Source organism: Mucilaginibacter myungsuensis (genome assembly GCF_015222005.1).
Classification (GTDB): domain Bacteria; phylum Bacteroidota; class Bacteroidia; order Sphingobacteriales; family Sphingobacteriaceae; genus Mucilaginibacter; species Mucilaginibacter myungsuensis.
Genome location: NZ_JADFFL010000010.1, coordinates 110,708 through 132,067, shown reverse-complemented (window position 1 = coordinate 132,067; position 21,360 = coordinate 110,708). Strand labels below are relative to the sequence as shown.

Genomic DNA, 21,360 nt, shown 5'->3' with positions numbered 1-21,360 from the left:
TTTCTCTGATCTGCCGAAACTACAACGGCCCGATCAACGTTATCATCGCGACCAACTGAAAAACATGACCAAACGCATCTATCTATTTCTAATATTAGCTGTATTAACTTACGCGGCTACCGGGCAAGATCTGCTAAGCCCGCCAAGCTATCTGCAAGGCTTCTCACGCTCTAAAGAATATCCCCAATTCATATTCTCGTACCCGCTGGAAATACCGCCGACAACCGCTGGTTCTTTTGGCGAGTTAAGGCCTAACCACTTCCACTCCGGTCTGGATTTTAAGACCCAACAACGTACTGGCATCCCGGTACACGCGCCGGCGGCGGGTTTTATATCGAGGTTGAAGATCCAGTATGGTGGTTTCGGGCAGGCGGTTTACATCGACCATCCGGGAGGTTACACTACTGTTTATGGTCACCTGGATAGGTTTACGCCGGAGATACTGCAATACATTCGTTCGGAGCAGGCCAAACAACAGAAGTATGATGTAGACCTGTATCTAAAACCCGAAGAAATGCCGGTCTACAAAGGTCAGGTGTTTGCCTGGTCGGGCAATACGGGCGCATCCGGCGGACCGCATCTGCATTTTGAGATACGCGACGCTGCTACACAGCAGACCATCAACCCGCAATTATTCGGGCTGACCATACCTGATAAAGTACCGCCGACCATCACCAGCGTAAGCGTTTACCACTTGAACGGCCGCCCGTTCGATGAGAACACCTTCCGCCAAAGCTATGCGGTGCGCGGAGCAAATGGTGAGTATAGCCTTTCTCAACCTCAAACGTTGGAGTTAAGCGGTAGTATCGGCTTTGGTATCTCCGCTTCGGATATGAACAGTACCTCGTTCAATAAGAACGGTGTTTATTCTATTGAACTGAAAGTCGATGATAAAACGGTGTTTACTTTCGCTGTGGAGCGTTTCGGGTTCGATCAGACCCGTGGCATTAACGCTTACATCGACCTGCCTTACCAAATGCGTACAGGTGGCTTTATCCAAAAATGCTTTGTACCACCAGGTTCTAAGGCTACTATCTACCCGCAATCGGTCAACAAAGGCATCGTGACCTTTGCAGATACAGCATTGCATAACGTGGAGTATGTGGTTAAAGACATTGCCGGCAATACATCGACCGTAAAATTGAAAGTCCGTTCAAGTATCGCTAAAGACCGCGGCATTTTCACGCCTAAAGGTTTTCTGCTCCGCTACGACAGGCATAACGAATTTGTGAACGACAAAGTGAAACTGGTTGTTGAGCCAAACAATATTTACGACGACCTGGACCTGATGTACCGCACCTTACCAAAGCGCGCGGGCAGCTTATCGGAGTTACACGGTATTCATAATCGATTTACACCTATACACGATAGCCTGTATCTGTACATTAAGCCCGATGTTGATATCAGTCAATTGGCTAATAAAGTTGTGGTGACCGGTACGGTATCCGGCGCGGTGGAGACCGACGTTGTTGATGGCTGGGTTCGTGGCAAGATCCGCTCATTTGGCGACTACGATATTAAGGTGGATACCATCCCTCCTACTATCTCGGGCGTGAATATCCGTAACGGTAGTAACCTGAGCAAAGTAAGCCGGATCACGCTGAGGATCAGTGATGGCCTGTCTGGCGTAAAAAACTATGTTGGTAAAATAGACGGTAAGTGGGTTTTGGTTGAACACGATTATAAAAGTAAAGCCTTTATTTATACATTTGATGGCAGTATAGGTTCGGGCAAGCACACGTTTGAACTGACCGCTACCGACTACAAAGACAATGTTTCACAATTTACCGCTGAATTTACCCGCTAATGTCAACATTAAAAGAGGGCGATAAAGCCCCTAACTTCACAGCCAAAGATCAGAACGGCAAGGAAGTTTCTTTATCAGACTTTAAAGGAAAAACCACCATCCTGTATTTCTATCCAAAGGACGATACCCCGGGCTGCACTGCCGAAGCTTGCGATTTCCGTGATAACTACCAGTCCTTGCTATCAAAAGGCTATGAGGTTGTTGGTGTAAGCACCGACAGCGAAAAGTCGCACAAAAAGTTCGAGACCAAGCATAGCTTGCCGTTCACCCTTATTGCCGACGAGAGCAAAGAGATAAACGAGGCTTATGGTGTTTGGGTAGAAAAGAACATGTACGGCAAAAAGTATATGGGAACTGCCCGCCTGACGTTCATTATCGACGGCGACGGCATTATTAAAAACATCATCCAAAAGGTCGACACCAAAAATGCATCACAACAGGTGCTGGATCTTATCGGCTAATTTATATTCAACAGACATCACAGTTTTTTACTTCTTATTAAAATAATGACTACAAACATCGACGAATTAAAAAGCGTAGCATCACAGGTGCGCCGCGATATTGTACGCATGGTACATGGTTGCCAGTCGGGTCACCCAGGCGGCTCTTTAGGCTGTACCGATTTTTTGGTTGGCCTTTACTTCGCCACCATGAAACACGACCCTAAATTTAACATGGACGGCATTGGCGAGGACCTGTTCTTCTTGTCTAACGGTCACATTTCACCGGTATTTTACAGCGTTTTGGGGCATGCCGGATATTTTGGTAAAGCTGAGTTAGCTACGTTCCGCAAGCTAAACACAAGGTTACAAGGTCACCCAACTACACACGAGCACCTTCCTGGTGTACGTATCGCGTCAGGGTCATTAGGTCAAGGTCTTTCAGTCGCTATCGGTGCTGCTTTGGCTAAAAAGCTGAATGGTGATGATAGCTTGGTATTTACTTTACACGGTGATGGCGAGCTGCAAGAAGGTCAGATCTGGGAAGCTGCGATGTTCGCTCCGCACAATAAGGTTGATAATTTGATCGCTACGGTTGACGTGAACGGTCAGCAGATAGACGGCCCTACCGATAAGATTTTAGGTCTGTTGGATCTTGCCGCTAAATGGACCGCTTTTGGCTGGGACGTTTTGACCATGAATGGTAACGACATGACCGAGGTAGTAAGCACATTGGCCGAGGCTAAGTCGCGCACAGGTAAAGGCAAGTCTATCGTAATATTGATGCACACGGGCATGGGCTATGGTGTCGACTTTATGATGGGCAGCCACAAATGGCACGGCGTTGCCCCTAACGACGAGCAATTAGCCGCCGCATTAGCACAATTAGAGGAAACTTTAGGAGATTATTAATTTAGTCATGAGTTCTGAGTTGTAAGTTCTGAGTTAAAAAACAATGCCTTTCGAATACTCAAAACTCACTACTCACCACTCAAAACTTATCACCACACAATGAAAAAGTACACATACACAGATAAAAAAGATACTCGCTCGGGCTTTGGCGCGGGCTTACTGGAAGCCGGTAAACGTAACGACCAAGTGGTTGCACTTTGCGCCGACCTTATCGGATCGTTAAAAATGCAGGACTTTATTAAAGAATTCCCTGAGCGTTTTTTCCAGATCGGTATTGCCGAGGCTAACATGATGGGCATTGCGGCAGGTCTGACCATCGGCGGTAAAGTTCCTTTTACAGGTACCTTCGCTAACTTTTCTACCGGTAGGGTTTATGACCAGATCCGTCAATCGATCGCTTACTCGGACAAGAACGTGAAGATCTGCGCGTCTCACGCGGGTTTAACTTTAGGCGAGGATGGTGCTACCCACCAGATCTTAGAAGATATAGGCCTGATGAAAATGTTGCCGGGCATGACAGTGATCAACCCTTGCGATTATAACCAAACTAAAGCAGCTACTATTGCCATTGCTGAATATGAAGGCCCGGTTTACCTGCGTTTTGGTCGCCCGGTGGTGCCTATCTTTACAGATGCTGATCAAAAATTCGAGATCGGTAAAGCGTGGATGGTGAACGAGGGTAAAGACGTAAGTATCTTTGCTACAGGCCATTTGGTTTGGGAAGCTATCCAAGCCGGTGAGCAATTGGCCGAAATGGGTATCGATGCCGAGATCATCAACATCCACACCATTAAACCTTTGGACGCTAAAGCGATCTTAGAGTCGGTTGCAAAAACAGGTTGCGTGGTAACTGCCGAGGAGCACAACCGTTTGGGTGGCTTAGGTGACAGCGTAGCACAAGTATTGGCTACCAACACCCCTGCCCCTCAAGAATACGTTGCAGTTAACGACAGCTTTGGCGAGAGCGGTACACCTGAGCAACTAATGGAGAAATACGGCCTTGACGCTAAACATATCGTTGAAGCTGCTTTACGCGTTATTAAGCGTAAAGGATAAGACACTATTTAAAAGTCCTCTCCTGTGTGGGAGAGGTCTTTTAAGGTCCTCTGTTCTCCGCAATCGAAACCTTAACCCAATAACAATAGATGGCCCACTTGAACATGAAAAATGTATCAACCGTGTTATTAAGTATCCTTGCGATAGTTCTATCTCTTTTTATCAAAGAGACGTCCGCCCAAAAACTTCCGGATACGCAAACCGCAGGTTTACGGGCACCCGCAAATATTAAGATCGATGGTAAATTGGGCGAATGGGAGAATAAGTTTGGTGCATATAATAAGACGATACCTTTGTTTTATACTATTGCCAACGATGATAATAATTTATATATAGTTCTACATTCAAAAAACTCCTTGATCACATCCAAAATATTAACCGGCGGTGTGCGATTAACTTTTAATAGCTTAAAAAGAGATAAGGGAATGGTTGCGATAACATTCCCCATTGTCGGCCGCAACGATGTAGCAAACTTATATAAGCAGATGCCAGCCGGATCAGTAGACGCTAACGTTAACAACGGCGGACAGCAAACACGTGATACTCAAATAGCAAGAGTAAATAGTAAAGGCATAGAAAGTTACAAGCTCATTAGAATTGACGGAGTGAAAGCCATCGATACGCTTATCTCGATCTATAACGAAGAAGAAGTAAGGGTGGGTCTGAAAATAGATGATACGCATGCGCTAAATTATGAATTAGCCATTCCGTTGAAATATTTATCTTTAAACGAAGATCAGCGGAAATTATTTTACAACATTAAGGTCTTAGCCAAGGTCCTGCCGCCTGGGTTTGAAGTGCCGATAATAAAAACCCAAAATGGCGGCCCACCTTTGGGAGCTGGTGGGGTTGACTTACGTTCGCTTAGTGCAGATACTGACTTTTCGAGCGAATACATATTCGCAAAAAAACCATAATTTAGCGCGACGAGTGCGTTGTATCTCGTTACAAAACAATTTAAGGCGTTTACGCTTTAGGTAAGGTGGTTTGGAAACAAGCCACCCTTGTCATTGCGACGAACGAAGCAATCGCGAATAAGCAGAGCAACTCTGTAAAGTCCGCGGTTGCTTCGTTCGTCGCAATGACAAAAAAGAATATTTTTAATAGAACAAGTAAAAATGGCACAACCGGTAGAGGATGAGGAGATATTAAGCAAGTTCAGGGAGGAACGTACCCGGAACGAGGCCTTTAATTTGCTCATTAAAAAATATCAGCAAAAAATATACTGGCACGTGCGCCGCATGGTGATCGATCACGACGATGCCGACGACGTTACCCAGGACGTGTTTGTAAAAATTTGGAAAAGCCTGATCAACTTTCGTAGTGATGCCCAGCTTTATACCTGGATGTACCGTATTGCCACTAACGAATGCATCACCTTTTTAAACAAAAAGAAAGCTAAAAATAATATTCCGCTGGATGATGTATCGCACGAATTAGCCGAATCATTAGCTGATTCTACGTATTTTGACGGCGACAAAGCGCAACGCAAATTACAGGAAGCCTTGTTGACCCTGCCCGATAAACAGCGTTTGGTATTTAACATGAAGTATTACGACGACATGAAGTACGAGGAAATATCCGACGTTTTGGGGACCAGCGTAGGGGCACTAAAAGCCTCGTTCCACTTAGCGGTGAAGAAAATTGAAGCGCATTTGCTATCTCACGAATAATTTTAATTTTGTGATTAAACCTTTTCATTTAATTTTCATCTATCCCAATGTATGAAAAGTGATATAGACATGGAGCAGTGGGCAAACGAATATCTGTCAAAACTACAGGTTAAAACAGATAACCCGTTCACCGTGCCCGAGAGCTACTTTGACGAGCTGCATCAAAGGACACTTTCGCGCGCTGTGGTGGATGGAGTAAATGATCAAACGGAAACGGGATTTACCGTTCCGGAGGGATATTTTACGGAGTTTGAAGCACAGGTCACGTGTCGTATCAACATAGAACAGGCAACACAAAATGCAACTGGGGACCTAACCGTTCCCCAAGGTTATTTTGAGCAGATGCAAGCCGACATTCAAAGTCGCATCAATATCGAAGCTGCTTTAGAAAATACTACCGGTGACCTAACTATTCCTGCTGATTATTTTGAGCAAATGCAGGCTAAACTGCAAAGCCGTATCAATATCGAGGCTGCTTTAGAGCACACAGCAGGTGATCTTACCGTTCCGGATAATTACTTTGATAAGATGCAGGCCGAATTGCAAAGCCGTATCAATATTGAAGAAGCCATGCTGAACACCACCGGCGACTTTACCGTTCCGGAAAATTACTTTGAAGATCAGCATCAGCAGATCAGCGCCACTATCGCGGTGGACGAGATATTGAACGGACAAGAAGCAGGCTTTACAGTTCCCGAAAATTACTTTGAGGACATGCAGGCGGCCATTGCAGCTAAAACGATGCAACCAGCCAAAGTGGTGCCAATAGGTGGCAACAAGCGTAATGCTATTGTACGCAACCTGTTCACCAGCAGCACTTATAAATATGCTACGGCGGCTTGTTTTGTGATGGCGATCGGTGCAACTTGGTTCTTTAATAATTTTCAGGATCCTAAGAATGTGCACAAGCGTTCGTACATTCACCAGGCATTATCAGATATCCCGGCTCAGGATCTGGAAGCTTATTTAAAGCTGAACGGCGAGCAAGGCAGTTTACCGGCAGGCAACGAGCCTACCAGCGAACTGAACACCCTTGACCCCGAAGCGCTTAAACTATCTTTACATATACAATAATTTGAAAACGCTGCAAAAGCATATCATTATACTAACGGTTATTCTGCTTAGCGCGGGCTTAAAGGGCTACGCCCAAAATTTGCAACCGCCGTCATTCAGGGCGGGAAGCAATAAAACGGTCGTACAACCGAACAAGAAAGCGACCGTGCCGCATGTGAATAAAAAGATACTAGAGATCAAGAAAGAATATATGTCGCGCCAGTTGGGTTTAACACCCGAGCAGGCCACGCGTTTCTTTGCCAAGTTGGATGAGTATCAGGAAGACCATAATTCCATCACTCAATTGATGTTGGAGAACACCGAGAAAAAAGATAAAGACTTTTTCCAGAAAGATGCCAAGCTGAACCAGCAACTCATCAGCATTAAAACGCATTATTACGAGGAGTTCCTGAAAATAATGCCGGCCGAAAAGGCCGCCAACGTTTTCCGCTTAGAGCAGCAATTCAATCTTGAAGTGATGCGCGTGCGTCAGGGTAAAGACAAAGACCCGCAAGATTAATGGCCATTACGGATGTCGGAATTTCGATCTCGGATGTTGTTAAAGATATCATAACTGAAGCCTTCCTTACGGGAGGCTTTTTTGTTTTTGCTCTCTCACACTCGTACCCTTGCAGGCCTTTATCGTATCAATATCTTGGTACGGTTAATGCATTATATCATACAATTATAATGATAAAGGGGCTTTGAGCAGAAAAACCGCGATGAGCATATCGAAAATGCCCTTTTTTTAAGCCGATCGCTGTCGAAATTTTAGGAATTACTTACGAATAACATACATCTACAAAACAACCTGTATATACATCTACCTATGAAAATTGCCTACATCTCTACTTATCCGCCGCGCGAATGCGGTATCGCAACCTTTAACCAGAACCTGATGGCTGCTATCGGCAGCAATTACCCCAAACGTACGGATATTTTAGAGGGCGGCTTTGTGGTAGCCCTGAACGACTCGGAAGACCTGCAGGAATACAAGTACCCTAAGGAGGTAAAGTATGTGATCCGTCAGAACCATCAAAAAGATTATATCCGCGCGGCCAATTATATTAATACAAGTGATGTGGATACCGTATTGCTGGAACACGAATTCGGCATTTACGGTGGCGAGAGCGGTATCTATATTCTGCCTTTATTAAAGCGCTTGGAGAAACCATTGATATCGATCCTGCACACCGTACTAAAAGAGCCAAGCTATGTGCAACGTGTGATCATTCGTGAGATAGCCGAGCAATCATCAAAAGTAGTAGTGATGAGCAAACGCGCGGTCGAGTTCCTGACCACTATTTACGATATCCCTGAAGATAAGATCCAGATCATTGAGCACGGCGTACCAGATCTGGAAGCACCGGAGATTAATCCTGTGAAGAATCTGGCAGCATTTAAGGACCATCGGGTATTACTGACCTTTGGTCTGTTGAGCCGCAATAAAGGGTTAGAGACCGTAGTTAAAGCTTTGCCGGCTATCGTAGCCAAACACCCTGATGTAGTTTATGTGATCTTAGGCAACACCCACCCCGGCGTATTAAAGCACTCGGGCGAAGAGTATCGCGACTATTTAAAAAGCCTTGCGGCGCAATTGGGCGTATCGCAACATCTGGCTTTCATTAATAAATTTGTGACCGACGAGGAACTGATCAATTACCTGACAGCTTCTGAAATATACGTTACCCCTTACTTGAACGAAGCGCAGATCACCAGCGGTACTTTGTCGTACGCTGTTGGTGCAGGTTCGGCGGTGGTATCTACCCCATACTGGCACGCGGTGGAACTGTTGGCGCATAACCGCGGCCGTTTATTCGATTTTAAAGACCATGAAGCTTTAAGCGACATCATTAACGAGTTGCTTGGCGATAATGACGCTTTAGAGCAAATGAAAGCCAACGCTTACGAGTATGGCTTGCATTTACGTTATCCACAGATCGGTGCAGAGTTTATTAAAGTAGCCAGCGATTGCTGCCGCACCCACGATTTCAGCGCTAAAATCTTAAAAAATAGCATTGTAGACCCGGAGATACTGCCGAAATTCAGTTTGGCGCATGTTACCCGTTTGACCGATGATACCGGTATCGTTCAGCATGCTAAATATGGCATCCCCAACTTAAAAGAAGGTTATTGTTTGGATGACAACTCACGTGCGCTGATCATGGCGCTGATGGCTTATCAGCGTAACAAGAGTGCCGAAGCATTGCGCCTTTTACCCATCTATCTAAGCTATATCCACTACATGCAAAATGATGACGGTAACTTCAGGAACTTCCTAAGTTTTAGTCGCCAGTATTTGGATGAGGTTGGTTCAGAGGATTCTTTCGGTCGTACCATTTGGGCCTTGGGTTACCTGATCGGTTGCGCTCCTAATAACTCGTACCGCGAGTTTGCGATGGAGATATTCCAGCGTTCGATCGGTCATTTTGATAATTTAAAATACATTCGCGGACAGGCCAATACCATTATAGGTATCAGCCATTACCTGCGTGTCTATCCTTCTGATGAGGGTATGGTACGCATATTGATCCGCCTGACCCAACCATTGATAGACGCTTACGAACAGACCGCCACGCCTGATTGGCAATGGTTTGAGGAGAGCATGACGTATGATAATGCTATCCTGCCATTGGCTATGCTTCACTCATCAGAGATAACCGGTGATGAGAACGTTAAACGTATCGCCCTTGCTACCATGAAATTCCTGGATGACCTGACGCTGTCTAACGGCTATCTAAGTCCGGTTGGCAATGATGGTTGGTATTATCGTGGCGGCACTTTCCCAACCTTCGATCAGCAGGCTATCGAGACCATGGCCATGGTGTTGATGCACTTTGAGGCTTATAATACCTTCCGTCAACCGGAGTATATCGAGAAGATGTTCCTAAGCTACCGCTGGTTCTTGGGAGAGAATACCCTACGTGCACCGCTATACGACCACGAGACCAAAGGCTGCTGTGATGGCTTGCTACCTACCGGCATCAACCGCAACCAAGGGGCTGAAAGTACGTTAGCTTATCTACTATCGCACCTGACCGTGTTGCGTGCTTTTGAATTAGAGTATGAATATAACAAGCCTACCGCAACTGTAGCAAGTTCGGGGATGGAGATCTGTAAGTAACTCAACATCATAATACGAGGGTGTCACCCTGAGCCCGTCGATGGGTGGAGCGCAGAGGCCCTGCCCACCATGCTTCGACAAGCTCAGCATGACACCCTTTTTTGTCAGCACTGTCGGTAGCAATACTCACACCGATAACTCAAATAAACTACATAAATGAAAATAGCCATTTTATCACCCGTGGCCTGGCGTACCCCGCCAAGGCATTACGGGCCTTGGGAACAAATAGCCAGCACCATAGCCGAGGGCATGGTCAAAAAAGGCGCTGATGTTACCTTATTCGCTACAGGCGATTCTATCACCGCCGGTAAACTATCATCGATATGCGATACGGGATATGAGGAAGACCGCACCCAAGATGCTAAAGTTTTGGAATGCCTGCATATCAGCAACCTGATGGAGCAGGCGGGAGATTTCCATATCATCCATAATAACTTCGACTTTTTGCCGCTGACGTATTCCGGCTTGATCAAAACGCCGCTGATCACTACAATACATGGTTTTTCGTCGCCAAGGATCGTCCCCGTATATAAAAAGTATAACCATTCAGGGCATTATGTGTCCATAAGTAATGCCGACCGTAGTCCCGATCTGGAATATCTGGCAACGGTTTACAACGGTATGGACCCAAAGGATTTTGACTTTGTGGCCCAGCCGGATGATTATCTGCTTTATTTCGGGCGCATCCACCATGATAAAGGCTGCTGGGAAGCTATACAGATCGCTAAGCAAACCAAACGCCGACTGTTGATCGCCGGTATTATTCAGGATGAAGGCTATTACAAAAACAAGATTGAACCCGAGTTGAACGACCAGATCCAATACGTGGGTCATGCCGGTCCGGATAAACGGAAGGAATTATTAGGTCACGCTCTTGCCCTGCTCCACCCCATCAATTTTAACGAACCATTTGGTATGAGCGTAGCCGAATGCATGCTATGCGGCACACCAGTGATTGCTTTCAACCGCGGATCGATGCCTGAACTGATCGAGCATGAAAAGACCGGTTTTTTAGTGAGTAATGTTGATGAAGCGGTTACCGTGGTGAATGATCTAAAAAATATAGACCGAGGTTATTGCCGTGAACATGCCGTAGCTAAGTTTAGCGGAGATAAAATGGTGGATGATTATTGGAAGTTGTACGAAAAGATCTCTTAAATGCATTTTAACCAAGGTTTAACTGAACAACTATAACCTTATCGTGTTACTAAACAAAACATATCTATTATGAAAAAATTTACTTTTATTGCCTTGGTCACTCTATTGGCAGGCACATTTACTGCAAAAGCACAGATCCAGGAAGGTAACGTGATGGTTGGCGGTAACTTAAGCAACATCAACTTTGGATTGAACTCGCCAAACGTTTTTAGCCTTAACATTACCCCAAAAGCCGCCTGGTTCGTGGTGGACAATGTAGCCTTAGGTGGTTATGTAAACCTTGGTGTACAAACCGCAAAAGGATCAAGCACCGTGTTTGATTATGGTGCAGGTGGTTTAGGTCGCTATTATACCGGCAACGATGTTGCGGTATTAAAACATGGTCGCTTTTTTGGTGAGGCCAATGTAGGTATCGGGGGTCGTAACGTAAGTAACGGCGGTGCTAATACCAACGGTCTTGCATTGGGCTTTGGCCCTGGTTTTGCCTACTTTATTACCCCGAACATTGGCTTAGAGACCTTACTGAAATATAACGGCAACGTTGGTTTCGGTAGCCAAACTTATGCTCATGATCTGAACCTTTCTTTCGGTTTCCAGATCTACCTACCGGGCAGAAGCACAGCCAACAAAGTTAAGGGCGACGTGAGGATGTAGATCGGAGAGGATCAAGAGAAAAGAATCAGGAATCAAGACTTGAGTTCAACAGTACTAAGCCGGGAAGCTACAAGCTTTCCGGCTTTTTTATTTGGCTGCTTTTGTTCATTTTTACAGCTTCAATATTGATCTGCAAATGAACCATTGGTTAGTAAAATCCGAACCTTTTAAATATAGCTGGGATAAATTTTTAAGCGATGGCCGCACTTTTTGGGATGGCGTGCGTAACTATCAGGCTCGCAACAACCTGCGTGCTATGGCCGAGGGCGACCTGGTGCTTTGGTATCACAGTAACGAGGGTAAAGAGGTTGTCGGTATAGCAAAAGTGGTTAAGACCGCTTATCAGGATCCTACTACCGAAGATCCGAATTGGGTAGTAGTTGACCTATCCCCGGTGGAAACGCTTAAAAAAACAGTGACCTTAGAGACCATTAAAGCCGACCCATTCCTTAAAGACATTGGCCTGGTGCGCCAGGGCCGTTTATCGGTAATGAGTGTTAAGCTTGAGGAATTTGACAGGATATTAGAGCTGGGTAGTTAGCATCCATACTATTTTGTTATCCTGAACGTAGTGAAGGACCATCATCATTAAGTAAATCAGACCTGCTTAGCGGTCTTGTATAGTGGAAAAGTTTCTTCGCGATGCTCAGAGAATGACATGTTTTTATTCTACTGCTTAGCTGCAAAAAATAAAGCCTTCAATTCCGTCGCGTCATCGGGATCCATTTTGCCGCCTAAGATCAAACGCAACTGACGGCGGCGGAGTGCGCCTTCATATAACACTTGTTCTTCGTCGGTATCAGGCACTAACTCCGGCACTTTAACTGCTTTGCTATTCGCGTCAAGCGCGACGAAGGTGTAATAAGCTTCGTTACTTTTCACTTTAGTACCCGATGGAATATTTTGCGCCCACACGTCCATCCGCACCTCTACCGAGGTGTTGAAAGCGCGGGTCACTTTAGCTTCGATGCTCACAACATCGCCCAGCTTGATCGGGTTTTTAAACGATACATTATCTACCGAAGCCGTCACCACAATGCTATTGCAGTGCTTTTGGGCAGATATGGCCGCAGCGATATCCATCCAGTGCAACAGGCGGCCACCCATCAGGTTATTAAGCGTGTTGGTATCGTTGGGCAAAACCAACTCATTCATAATGGTAAAAGATATTTTCGGCGAGCGTGGCTCCATAGGGCGTTAGTTAAGATGTAAAAGTAATGGTTTAGCACCGTTTTATCATTTCGCAAATGGCTCCCGATAACTATCGGGACAGCCCTTCGCATTTTTACTCCCCCTTTAGGGGGCTGGGGGGGGCTATTTCTTCACTCCCGTATTCAGCAACCTATATCCTACCAACTCATCCCAGCGGGCGTTGGCCGGGCGGAAATAGACCAATAACTGGTAATCGTTCTCGGTCTCGAAATGGGTACCCTCCAACATAATACGGTCCACCTTTTTGCTCGACTGGTCTACCCAGATATATTCGTAATCGTAAACGCCCTGCTTCAAGGATATGTCGGTATAAAAACGGTTACTCAGGTTGTCGAAACTCATCTTGCTCTGTTCGTTCAGCTGGTAGTTATTGAACTGCCCGACCACGTAGGCTGTACCTTCCCTATCCGTCTTATTGGCGGCAAGATTAAAATAAACATGCGCATAATCGCCATCTGTCCGGGCATCGCGGCCATCCTGATTGCCAATGAAGTATTTACCGTTATTGTCGAACAAGAATGTGTAGTTCGGTTTATCGCGCGGGCGGTCGGTCAGCAGCATTACTGTATTGGCGGTATCACGATAGATGCGCTCGACCCGTTCGGAGTTTAATCTTAAAGTCCGCGTATCAAAGCGACGAAACTCGTTGCCGCCCGCAAAATCGTTAATATTAACGTCGTTATAGATCAGTTGCGTGCCACGGATCATTGTCGGTTTCAAGTTCATTAATCCCCATGGCGAACGGGCGTTCTGCATAATGAACACTTTGATATCGTTATAAGCGCTGCTCACCGGCAGGCCGGTATAGTCTAACTGAAAATTCACTTTTTGATTGGTCTCGCGCAAGGCCGTGTTTGGCGATGCCACAATGTCGGCAGCTACGCTCACGCGTGTGTTCACCACGTAAAACCGGCGGGTAAGCACAGGCTTATCTTTATCAAATTCAAAAACCTTCAACAGATAATTACCTGATATTTTCGGCATCATGCTGCGGTCGGGGAATTTCAACTCGTAATGCACATATTTTTTTCGGGTGACCGATGAATAGCTATAGTCCCGCAACCTGTCGTCCTGAAACCCGGCGATATATTCCAGCGGTGTTAATTTTGATGGAATCCATTGCGCGTCGCAGTGTTGAAAGGTGTAGTTATAAGTGCGCGAGCTATTGCTGATCTCATCAAAAGATAGGAGCAACTGTTCCGAACTATTCAGGGCGATGACGGGCAGCACGCTCTCTTTCCCTACGGGATAAAGCTGTACACTTTTTATAACGGGCGAGAACACGCGGTCATCCTCCGTAACAAGCGTTTGCGCCGATGCCGCCAGTCCGCTCAACAAACAAAAAAATAGAAATATCCGCTTCATAAATAGTGGAAGCAAAGTAATCAATTAAAAACAAAAGCGGCGCAAGGACAACCCTGCACCGCTTGGTATAACGATATTTTATGATCAGAATTATGATGTCGCCAATTGGGCTGCCGGGGCAGCATCCGGAATAGCCGGACCATCTTTCAGCAATCGATTCACCAACGCGTCCATATCCACTTCGGCAAATGAAGTTGAATAATCAGACAAGCCATAAGGCACGATCAGTTTATTGTTGTGCACGATAGATCCACAAGAGTAAAGCACATTAGGAACATAACCTTCGCGCTCGTCATTATTTGGGATTAGCAGTGGTTCTTTTAAGCGACCGATCTCTTTAGTTGGGTCTTCCAGATCCAGCAGGCTGGCCCCTAATACGTAGCGACGCATTGGACCAACGCCGTGGGTAATGATCAGCCAGCCTTTCGCATGCTCTATCGGTGAACCGCAGTTACCTATCTGAACGAATTCCCATGGGAAGTATGGTTTTTGCAGCAGCTGAGGTTTCTCCCATACGTTGATCTTGTCCGAATACATGATGTAGTTATTGCAGCCGTCAATGCGGGACATCATAGCATATTTTCCATTTATCTTACGAGGGAACAGCGCCAGGTTCTTATTCTGTGCACCATCGCCATAAAGCGGCATAATGCGAAAATCGTAAAAATTGGTGGTCTGCAACAGTTTCGGCATGATCAGCGAACCGTCGTAAGCCGTATACGTTGCGTAGTAAATGAAGGTGCCGTCCTCTTTAACGAACTTTACAAAACGGGCATCCTCAATACCTTTACGTTCGTATTCGGATATCGGGAAGATCACCCGGTCGGATATATCGGTATCCATCGAGAAAACGATCTCGTAATAACTATCGGCCAGCCAAAGCACTTTATCGTACTCCAAACGGGCCATATCATCTTCCTGCAATTGCTGCGAATCCTGAATGATGCGGCGCAGATTGGCATATTCAAAGTGGTGATCCAATTTAGATTCTAACTCGCTCAATACCGATACGTTGATCTGAGTAGACACCGCTTTCTCAAAGAACAATTTCTTATTATAAACGGCATTCCTAACGATCTCGGCCTCGTCAATATAATCGCCGGCCGGCAGCACGGTAATATTATTATGCTTATCCAACAAAGCACGGCGGAAAGTGATAGATGATATGTGTCCCTCGCCCACTGCGCGGAAACTCATGATCACGCGGCGTTCGCCATCCTCTAATTCGGATTGGTCAGGATCGTCCACGATAGAAGGATTAAAGAATGCTGCCGATTCGATAGAATATTCGTGCGTGAAGTAAGATCCGATCAGCAATTTGCGGTAAACCGTCAGGCTGTCAAAATCGATGCTGAGTTCCTCAAAAAGGTTCTTCAGTTTGGCGCAGTGGCGGTTAAGTACGCGGGTGATATTACGGTGGCGTTTAGAATACTCCTGCAATATGGGGGATACGATGCCGAAAGCCTCGTCCTCGCTAATGTTCATCACGCGTTGCAGCACCTCTTTGGCGCGGTCGTTACCGTTAAAGAAAAAGCGGGCTATTACACGTTTACTATCGGGATTTACTCTTACGGGCTTTCGTTCGATGGCTATTCTCATAATGCGAACAAGTTTCTGTTGTTTTTGGGAGCTGTATGCTGTTTATTCTTACCTACAAGACAAACGCAATTACCATAAGTTTTATGTTTTTGTAAATTGCATCGCTATGAATGTATTGATCGTTGAGGACGAAAAGGGGCTTGCGCTCGAAATAGACGAGTTTTTGAGTCGCGAAGGGTTTACTGTGGAACACGCACGCACCAGCAAAAGCGCGAGCGAAAAGATATTTGTGAACAATTACGACTTTATTTTGCTGGATCTGGGCTTACCTGACGGCAACGGTTTCGACCTGCTGGCCACCTTTAAAAAAATACCCGGCAGGCAGGACGCAGTGATCATCCTGACCGCACGTGGGGCAGTGGACGACCGTGTCCATGGTTTGGAACAAGGTGCCGACGACTACCTGCCCAAGCCATTCAGTCTGAACGAGTTGCTTGCCCGCATGCATGCCATCACCCGCCGCAAGCATAAGCTGGAAAGTAATGATGTGGTGGTGAAGGAATTTAAGATCAACATCCAGAACCGGACGGTACAATTTAATAACGAACGTGTCAACCTCACCAAAAAGGAATTTGAGATATTCAACTACCTGGTGCTGAACAAAAATAAAGTAATATCGCGCACCAACTTGACCGAACACGTTTGGGGCGATGTGCTGGAGATCAATTCCGACTCGAACTTTGTGGATGTACACGTAAAGAACCTGCGTAAAAAACTATCAGTATGCGCGCCCATAGAATGGTTCGAGACGGTGCGGAGCATTGGTTATCGCATTAATATTTAAGCTCGCCCAACTATGAAACTGCGGTTTAAACTGGCCCTATATAATACCCTCACCAAGATCGCGATCATTCTTTTTACAGGTTTGATCACACTTTTTTTTATCGAGAAAATATCGGTCAACCACATTGAGGCCCGTTTAGAGAAAAGTAAAGTACGTCTGTTGAACGACCTTAGCACCGGCGAACTGAACGAATTTTTGGAATCGCAAACCCAAACACGATCTACCTACCGCGATTTTAACATTCTTAATCAGGAATATGTAACGGCCAAGCAGGTGGCATATCAACCCCACATCTCATCAGAGATAAAGTACCGCACCGACCGGCGCATTGTTGATAATGTGCCCGAGGTGTACCGTGTATTAAGCACCTATTTTGATTTTGATAATAAGACCTATCTGCTGGAGATAGGTGAAAGCATTGAATCTGTAGAGGATCTAAAAGATATCGTTAAAAAATTCACTTTGGTGATGCTGGCCGTGGCTTTAGTATTAACGCTGGTGAGCGATATGGTGTTCACCAAATACCTCCTTCAACCTTTCTACAAAATCATCGAGAAAAAACTGGTGAATGTTAACGATCCGCTCAACTTTGACCATGAACCGATCAGTACCACCACGTACGATTTTAAAATGTTGGATGATAGCATCAGTACGTTGATGAAGAAAATATCGACGCTCTTTCAGTTAGAGAAACAATTCATCGCCAACGTATCGCACGAACTGCTGACACCGATATCTATCATCAGTACTCGGTTAGAGAACCTGATGGTTAAGGAAGAGTTAAGCGAGAGTGCCGAAAATAAGATCTTTGCGTCGTTAAAAACGCTGAACAGGCTTAGATCCATCATTAATAGCCTTTTACTGATATCTAAAGTAGAGAACAACCAGTTTGCCAAAACGGATAAAATAGATATGCCCGAGCTGATGGCCGAAATTACTGAAGAGTTGGAAGATCGTTTAGAGGCCAAAAACATTACTTTTTACAACCGCATAACTTATCAATTCAGCATGACGGGTAACCGCCCGCTGCTGCATAACATGCTGTTCAATATCATTAATAACGCGATCAAATACAATCATGACAGCGGCAGTATCGTAATTACGGACGATATCAACGACGAATATTACACCCTTCAAATAGCCGACACAGGCATAGGCATGGAAGATCCCCAAATTGAAAAAGCCTTTAACCGATTTGAAAAACTACAAAGCGACGAGGCAGAAAGTTACGGGTTGGGCCTGGCCATTGTGAAGAGTATTGCCACCTTCCATCAGGTAGATGTTGGTATTAAGTCGCACAAGGGACAGGGCACTACGTTCACCCTCATTTTCAATAAAAGACAAAACTTCACTAAAACTTCATAATTGCGGGCGTACATTGCCAAGGTTTTAGTTTCGAGTTACCCCTATTAAGGGCTGTCCTTGTAAAAAAGGGCAGCCTTTTTTGTTGGGACGGTTTATTCTTGACTTAGTTATAATTGAATAAAAAGGCGATGATGCATGTACGCCACCCTCATTATCCAATGCCATCATCTCCTCGTATCTAATTGCCAAACCTTTCTTTTAAGAACTTACCTGTATAGCTATTTTCTACTTTGGCCAGATCTTCGGGCAATCCTTCAAACGTTACCGTGCCGCCTTTATCGCCGCCTTCCGGGCCGATATCGATCACCCAATCCGCACTTTTGATCACGTCCATATTATGTTCTATCACAATGATTGTATTGCCGTTATCCAGCAAGGCATCAAAAGACTTTAGCAGTTTTTTGATATCAGCAAAGTGCAAACCTGTAGTCGGTTCATCAAAAATAAATAGTGTTTTGTGGGTATTGTTACCCTTCACCAGGAACGATGCCAGTTTGATACGCTGCGCCTCGCCGCCTGATAACGTGTTTGACGATTGCCCTAATTGTACATAACCCAAGCCTACATCAACCAAAGGTTTGATCTTGTTCAGGATCTTAGGCTCCTTGCGGAAGAACTCTAAACCTTCATCGATCGTCATACTCAATACATCCGATACATTCTTTTCCATGTATTGGATATCCAAAATATGCTGCTTAAAGCGTTTACCATTGCACGATTCGCACGGCAAAAATATATCTGCCATAAACTGCATCTCTATCTTCACCTCGCCTTCGCCCTGGCAAACATCACAACGGCCGCCTTCTACATTAAAGGAAAACGCCGATGGCTTCAGTCCTGCCGCCTTGGCAGCCGGTTGGGCGGCGTACAGGTTACGTATCTCGTCCCAAGCTTTTACATAGGTGACCGGATTAGAGCGCGATGAACGGCCGATCGGGTTCTGATCAACCATTTCTACCTGTTCTATTTTATTGTAGTCGCCTTCCAGGCTATCGTAGCTACCGGTCTGCTCGCCGTTGTAGTTACCCATTATTTTTTGCAGGGCCGGAGCAAATATGCGTTTCACCAAGCTGGTCTTACCTGAGCCTGACACGCCGGTCACTACGGTCAAAACACCCAACGGGAACTTCACGTTCACGTTCTTCAAGTTATTCTCACGTGCGCCTTTCAGTTCTATAAAATCGTACCATTGGCGGCGCTGGGCCGGTATAGCGATTTGTTCTTTACCGCTAAGGTATTTACCTGTTAAACTATTATCGTCGATCAACATCTGCTCGAAAGTACCCGAAAAGCATAACTCGCCACCGTGCGTACCTGCGGCCGGGCCAATATCGATCAAGTGATCGGCAGATTGCATGATCTCTTCCTCGTGTTCCACAACCAACACCGTATTACCCACATCGCGCAGCGACTTTAATACGGTGATCAATCGCTGGGTATCGCGAGGGTGTAGACCGATGCTCGGCTCATCCAGCACGTATATCGAACCTACCAAACTACTACCCAAAGATGTAGCCAGGTTGATCCTTTGTGATTCACCGCCTGAAAGTGTGTTCGACAGACGGTTCAGCGTCAGGTAACTCAAACCTACATCGTTAAGGAACATCAAGCGGCTATCAACCTCCTGCAACAAACGTTTACCAATGGTAGCGTCATGCTCGTTCAGTTGCAGATCTCTAAAAAAGTTGAATGCGGTATCCAAAGGCATCAGCACAATGTCGGTGATACTTTTGCCGGCGATCTTCACATACGACGCATCGCCACGCAAACGGCTGCCCTTACACTCGGGACAGGTAGTTTTACCGCGATAGCGCGATAGCATAACACGATATTGTATCTTGTAGGTTTGCTCTTCCAGTTCCTTAAAAAAATCGTTAAGGCCAACAAAGTATTGGTTACCGCTCCAGATCAGTTGTTGCTGCTCCGGGGTAAGTTGATTGTATTGGCGATGGATCGGAAAATCGAATTTCAGGGCGTTCTTTACCAACTTATCGTTCCACTCGCGCATTTTTTCGCCACGCCATGGGGCTATCGCACCGTCGTAAACGCTTTTACTTTTATCGGGGATCACCAAGTCCTCATCAATACCGATCACCTTACCGTAACCTTCGCATTTCTTACAAGCCCCATAAGGGTTATTAAAGCTGAAAAAGTTTGATGATGGTTCTTCAAAACGGATGCCATCCAATTCAAATCTATCGCAAAAGAATATCTCGCTTTCGCTCTCACTATCAGGTTGCTGGTAGCGAACATAGCAATCACCTTTACCTTCAAAAAAGGCAGTCTGCGCCGAATCTGCCGCGCGGCTTAGGGTTTCCTCTTCACCATTCTTAACGATACGGTCTACAACGATACGTATCGTTGGTGCAGCCGCTTCAACCTTTTGCTTAGTAGTTTTGGCTTTGGTCTTTTTAACCTCAGTATTTGCCGCTTCAGGCTCCGCGCCCATCAGTACGTTAGCTATGCTCTCGTCTTCCAAAATGGTCTCGATACGGGCAAGCGTCCCGTTATACTCTACACGGATAAAACCCTTTTGCAACAATACCGCAAGCTCTTCTTTCAGGCTGCGGTTATTGTGCGGGTGCAGTGGACAAAGGATGGTGACCTGCGTATCGTCGGGTTGCTCGGCCACAAAGTTAACCACATCGGTAACGGTATCTTTCTTAACTATTTTGCCTGATACGGGCGATATCGTTTTACCTATCCGCGAGAAAAGCAGCTTCAAATAATCATATATCTCTGTCGAAGTACCTACGGTAGACCTTGGGTTAGATGTGATCACCTTTTGCTCGATAGCGATAGCCGGGGCAATGCCCTTGATATAATCCACATCAGGCTTATTCATACGGCCCAAAAACTGGCGCGCATAGCTGGATAAGCTCTCTACATAACGGCGCTGACCTTCGGCATAAAGCGTATCAAAAGCCAGCGAGGACTTGCCTGATCCAGACATGCCGGTGATCACCACCAGCTTGTTTTTGGGTATGGCAACATCCAGGTTTTTAAGGTTATGCACCCTTGCGCCTTTAATGATGATATGTTTTTGCGGATCTTTTTCTGCTTCTGTGCTCATTTGTCTTAGTTCATGGTTCATAGACCATAGTTGATAGCCCTTGGGAAGTTCATGGTTATTGGATCATAAATCATAGTAACAGCGT

Annotated in this window: 18 protein-coding genes; 14 read left to right on the top strand and 4 right to left on the bottom strand. The window is 45.6% G+C overall.

What is annotated here, in order from left to right:
- Positions 1-64 precede the first annotated feature (64 nt).
- From IRJ16_RS20435 to IRJ16_RS20380, 12 genes are all read left to right on the top strand, one after another.
- The gene (locus IRJ16_RS20435) at positions 65-1,807 is read left to right on the top strand and encodes a M23 family metallopeptidase (RefSeq protein ID WP_194113504.1); all 1,743 of its coding nucleotides are present in this window, start codon (positions 65-67) and stop codon (positions 1,805-1,807) included.
- On the top strand, positions 1,807-2,268 hold the full coding sequence (gene bcp / locus IRJ16_RS20430) for a thioredoxin-dependent thiol peroxidase (RefSeq protein WP_194113503.1): 462 nt from the start codon (positions 1,807-1,809) through the stop codon (positions 2,266-2,268). The genes IRJ16_RS20435 and bcp overlap by 1 nt, the downstream gene beginning before the upstream one ends.
- Positions 2,269-2,313: 45 nt before the next feature.
- Positions 2,314-3,159 (top strand): transketolase, encoded by an 846-nt coding sequence (locus IRJ16_RS20425; protein ID WP_194113502.1) that lies wholly within the window; start codon positions 2,314-2,316, stop codon positions 3,157-3,159.
- Between the two features lie 99 nt (positions 3,160-3,258).
- The gene (locus IRJ16_RS20420) at positions 3,259-4,215 is read left to right on the top strand and encodes a transketolase family protein (RefSeq protein ID WP_194113501.1); all 957 of its coding nucleotides are present in this window, start codon (positions 3,259-3,261) and stop codon (positions 4,213-4,215) included.
- Between the two features lie 104 nt (positions 4,216-4,319).
- Entirely contained in the window at positions 4,320-5,132 is an 813-nt protein-coding gene (locus IRJ16_RS20415) for a hypothetical protein (RefSeq protein WP_194113500.1), read from the top strand.
- A 201-nt stretch (positions 5,133-5,333) separates the two neighbouring features.
- Entirely contained in the window at positions 5,334-5,888 is a 555-nt protein-coding gene (locus IRJ16_RS20410; RefSeq protein ID WP_194113499.1) for an RNA polymerase sigma factor, read from the top strand.
- Between the two features lie 51 nt (positions 5,889-5,939).
- Positions 5,940-6,962 carry a hypothetical protein gene (locus IRJ16_RS20405; protein ID WP_194113498.1) on the top strand — a complete coding sequence of 341 codons (1,023 nt, stop codon included), beginning with the start codon at positions 5,940-5,942 and terminating at the stop codon, positions 6,960-6,962.
- A gap of 1 nt (position 6,963) precedes the next feature.
- Entirely contained in the window at positions 6,964-7,461 is a 498-nt protein-coding gene (locus IRJ16_RS20400; protein ID WP_194113497.1) for a hypothetical protein, read from the top strand.
- Between the two features lie 309 nt (positions 7,462-7,770).
- Positions 7,771-10,065, top strand: coding sequence for a glycosyltransferase family 4 protein (locus tag IRJ16_RS20395; RefSeq protein ID WP_194113496.1), 2,295 nt, complete (start codon positions 7,771-7,773; stop codon positions 10,063-10,065).
- A 156-nt stretch (positions 10,066-10,221) separates the two neighbouring features.
- A complete protein-coding gene (locus IRJ16_RS20390; protein ID WP_194113495.1) occupies positions 10,222-11,223 on the top strand; it encodes a glycosyltransferase family 4 protein in 1,002 nt (333 codons plus the stop codon).
- 69 nt (positions 11,224-11,292) lie between these two features.
- A complete protein-coding gene (locus IRJ16_RS20385; protein ID WP_194113494.1) occupies positions 11,293-11,877 on the top strand; it encodes a hypothetical protein in 585 nt (194 codons plus the stop codon).
- A gap of 136 nt (positions 11,878-12,013) precedes the next feature.
- Positions 12,014-12,418 (top strand): EVE domain-containing protein, encoded by a 405-nt coding sequence (locus IRJ16_RS20380; RefSeq protein WP_194113493.1) that lies wholly within the window; start codon positions 12,014-12,016, stop codon positions 12,416-12,418.
- 128 nt (positions 12,419-12,546) lie between these two features.
- Here IRJ16_RS20380 and IRJ16_RS20375 read toward each other — a convergent pair whose 3' ends face one another.
- The 3 genes from IRJ16_RS20375 to IRJ16_RS20365 form a co-directional block, all read right to left on the bottom strand.
- Positions 12,547-13,068: an acyl-CoA thioesterase gene (locus tag IRJ16_RS20375; RefSeq protein WP_194113492.1), complete on the bottom strand. Its 522-nt coding sequence runs from the start codon at positions 13,066-13,068 to the stop codon at positions 12,547-12,549.
- Positions 13,069-13,191: 123 nt separating this feature from the next.
- Positions 13,192-14,454 (bottom strand): type IX secretion system plug protein, encoded by a 1,263-nt coding sequence (locus tag IRJ16_RS20370; protein WP_194113491.1) that lies wholly within the window; start codon positions 14,452-14,454, stop codon positions 13,192-13,194.
- Between the two features lie 90 nt (positions 14,455-14,544).
- Positions 14,545-16,053, bottom strand: a complete 1,509-nt coding sequence (locus IRJ16_RS20365) for a glycoside hydrolase family 130 protein (RefSeq protein ID WP_194113490.1) — start codon at positions 16,051-16,053, stop codon at positions 14,545-14,547.
- A gap of 106 nt (positions 16,054-16,159) precedes the next feature.
- Here IRJ16_RS20365 and IRJ16_RS20360 point away from each other — a divergent pair, with 106 nt between their 5' ends.
- Together IRJ16_RS20360 and IRJ16_RS20355 are read left to right on the top strand one after the other, a co-directional pair.
- Positions 16,160-16,837: a response regulator transcription factor gene (locus IRJ16_RS20360; RefSeq protein ID WP_194113489.1), complete on the top strand. Its 678-nt coding sequence runs from the start codon at positions 16,160-16,162 to the stop codon at positions 16,835-16,837.
- A gap of 12 nt (positions 16,838-16,849) precedes the next feature.
- Complete coding sequence (locus tag IRJ16_RS20355) at positions 16,850-18,202, top strand: sensor histidine kinase (protein ID WP_194113488.1); 1,353 nt, start codon at positions 16,850-16,852, stop codon at positions 18,200-18,202.
- A 178-nt stretch (positions 18,203-18,380) separates the two neighbouring features.
- On the opposite strand, the gene uvrA is transcribed toward IRJ16_RS20355, so the two are convergent.
- Complete coding sequence (gene uvrA, locus IRJ16_RS20350) at positions 18,381-21,275, bottom strand: excinuclease ABC subunit UvrA (protein WP_194113487.1); 2,895 nt, start codon at positions 21,273-21,275, stop codon at positions 18,381-18,383.
- Between the last annotated feature and the right edge of the window lie 85 nt (positions 21,276-21,360).

What these genes read in the sequence shown, in the direction of transcription:
- IRJ16_RS20435 (WP_194113504.1), top strand. Translation starts at nt 65, where the DNA reads ATGACCAAACGCATCTATCTATTTCTAATATTAGCTGTATTAACTTAC.
- bcp (WP_194113503.1), top strand. Translation starts at nt 1,807, where the DNA reads ATGTCAACATTAAAAGAGGGCGATAAAGCCCCTAACTTCACAGCCAAA.
- IRJ16_RS20425 (WP_194113502.1), top strand. Translation starts at nt 2,314, where the DNA reads ATGACTACAAACATCGACGAATTAAAAAGCGTAGCATCACAGGTGCGC.
- IRJ16_RS20420 (WP_194113501.1), top strand. Translation starts at nt 3,259, where the DNA reads ATGAAAAAGTACACATACACAGATAAAAAAGATACTCGCTCGGGCTTT.
- IRJ16_RS20415 (WP_194113500.1), top strand. Translation starts at nt 4,320, where the DNA reads ATGAAAAATGTATCAACCGTGTTATTAAGTATCCTTGCGATAGTTCTA.
- IRJ16_RS20410 (WP_194113499.1), top strand. Translation starts at nt 5,334, where the DNA reads ATGGCACAACCGGTAGAGGATGAGGAGATATTAAGCAAGTTCAGGGAG.
- IRJ16_RS20405 (WP_194113498.1), top strand. Translation starts at nt 5,940, where the DNA reads ATGAAAAGTGATATAGACATGGAGCAGTGGGCAAACGAATATCTGTCA.
- IRJ16_RS20395 (WP_194113496.1), top strand. Translation starts at nt 7,771, where the DNA reads ATGAAAATTGCCTACATCTCTACTTATCCGCCGCGCGAATGCGGTATC.
- IRJ16_RS20390 (WP_194113495.1), top strand. Translation starts at nt 10,222, where the DNA reads ATGAAAATAGCCATTTTATCACCCGTGGCCTGGCGTACCCCGCCAAGG.
- IRJ16_RS20385 (WP_194113494.1), top strand. Translation starts at nt 11,293, where the DNA reads ATGAAAAAATTTACTTTTATTGCCTTGGTCACTCTATTGGCAGGCACA.
- IRJ16_RS20380 (WP_194113493.1), top strand. Translation starts at nt 12,014, where the DNA reads ATGAACCATTGGTTAGTAAAATCCGAACCTTTTAAATATAGCTGGGAT.
- IRJ16_RS20375 (WP_194113492.1), bottom strand. Translation starts at nt 13,068, where the DNA reads ATGGAGCCACGCTCGCCGAAAATATCTTTTACCATTATGAATGAGTTG.
- IRJ16_RS20370 (WP_194113491.1), bottom strand. Translation starts at nt 14,454, where the DNA reads ATGAAGCGGATATTTCTATTTTTTTGTTTGTTGAGCGGACTGGCGGCA.
- IRJ16_RS20365 (WP_194113490.1), bottom strand. Translation starts at nt 16,053, where the DNA reads ATGAGAATAGCCATCGAACGAAAGCCCGTAAGAGTAAATCCCGATAGT.
- IRJ16_RS20360 (WP_194113489.1), top strand. Translation starts at nt 16,160, where the DNA reads ATGAATGTATTGATCGTTGAGGACGAAAAGGGGCTTGCGCTCGAAATA.
- IRJ16_RS20355 (WP_194113488.1), top strand. Translation starts at nt 16,850, where the DNA reads ATGAAACTGCGGTTTAAACTGGCCCTATATAATACCCTCACCAAGATC.
- uvrA (WP_194113487.1), bottom strand. Translation starts at nt 21,275, where the DNA reads ATGAGCACAGAAGCAGAAAAAGATCCGCAAAAACATATCATCATTAAA.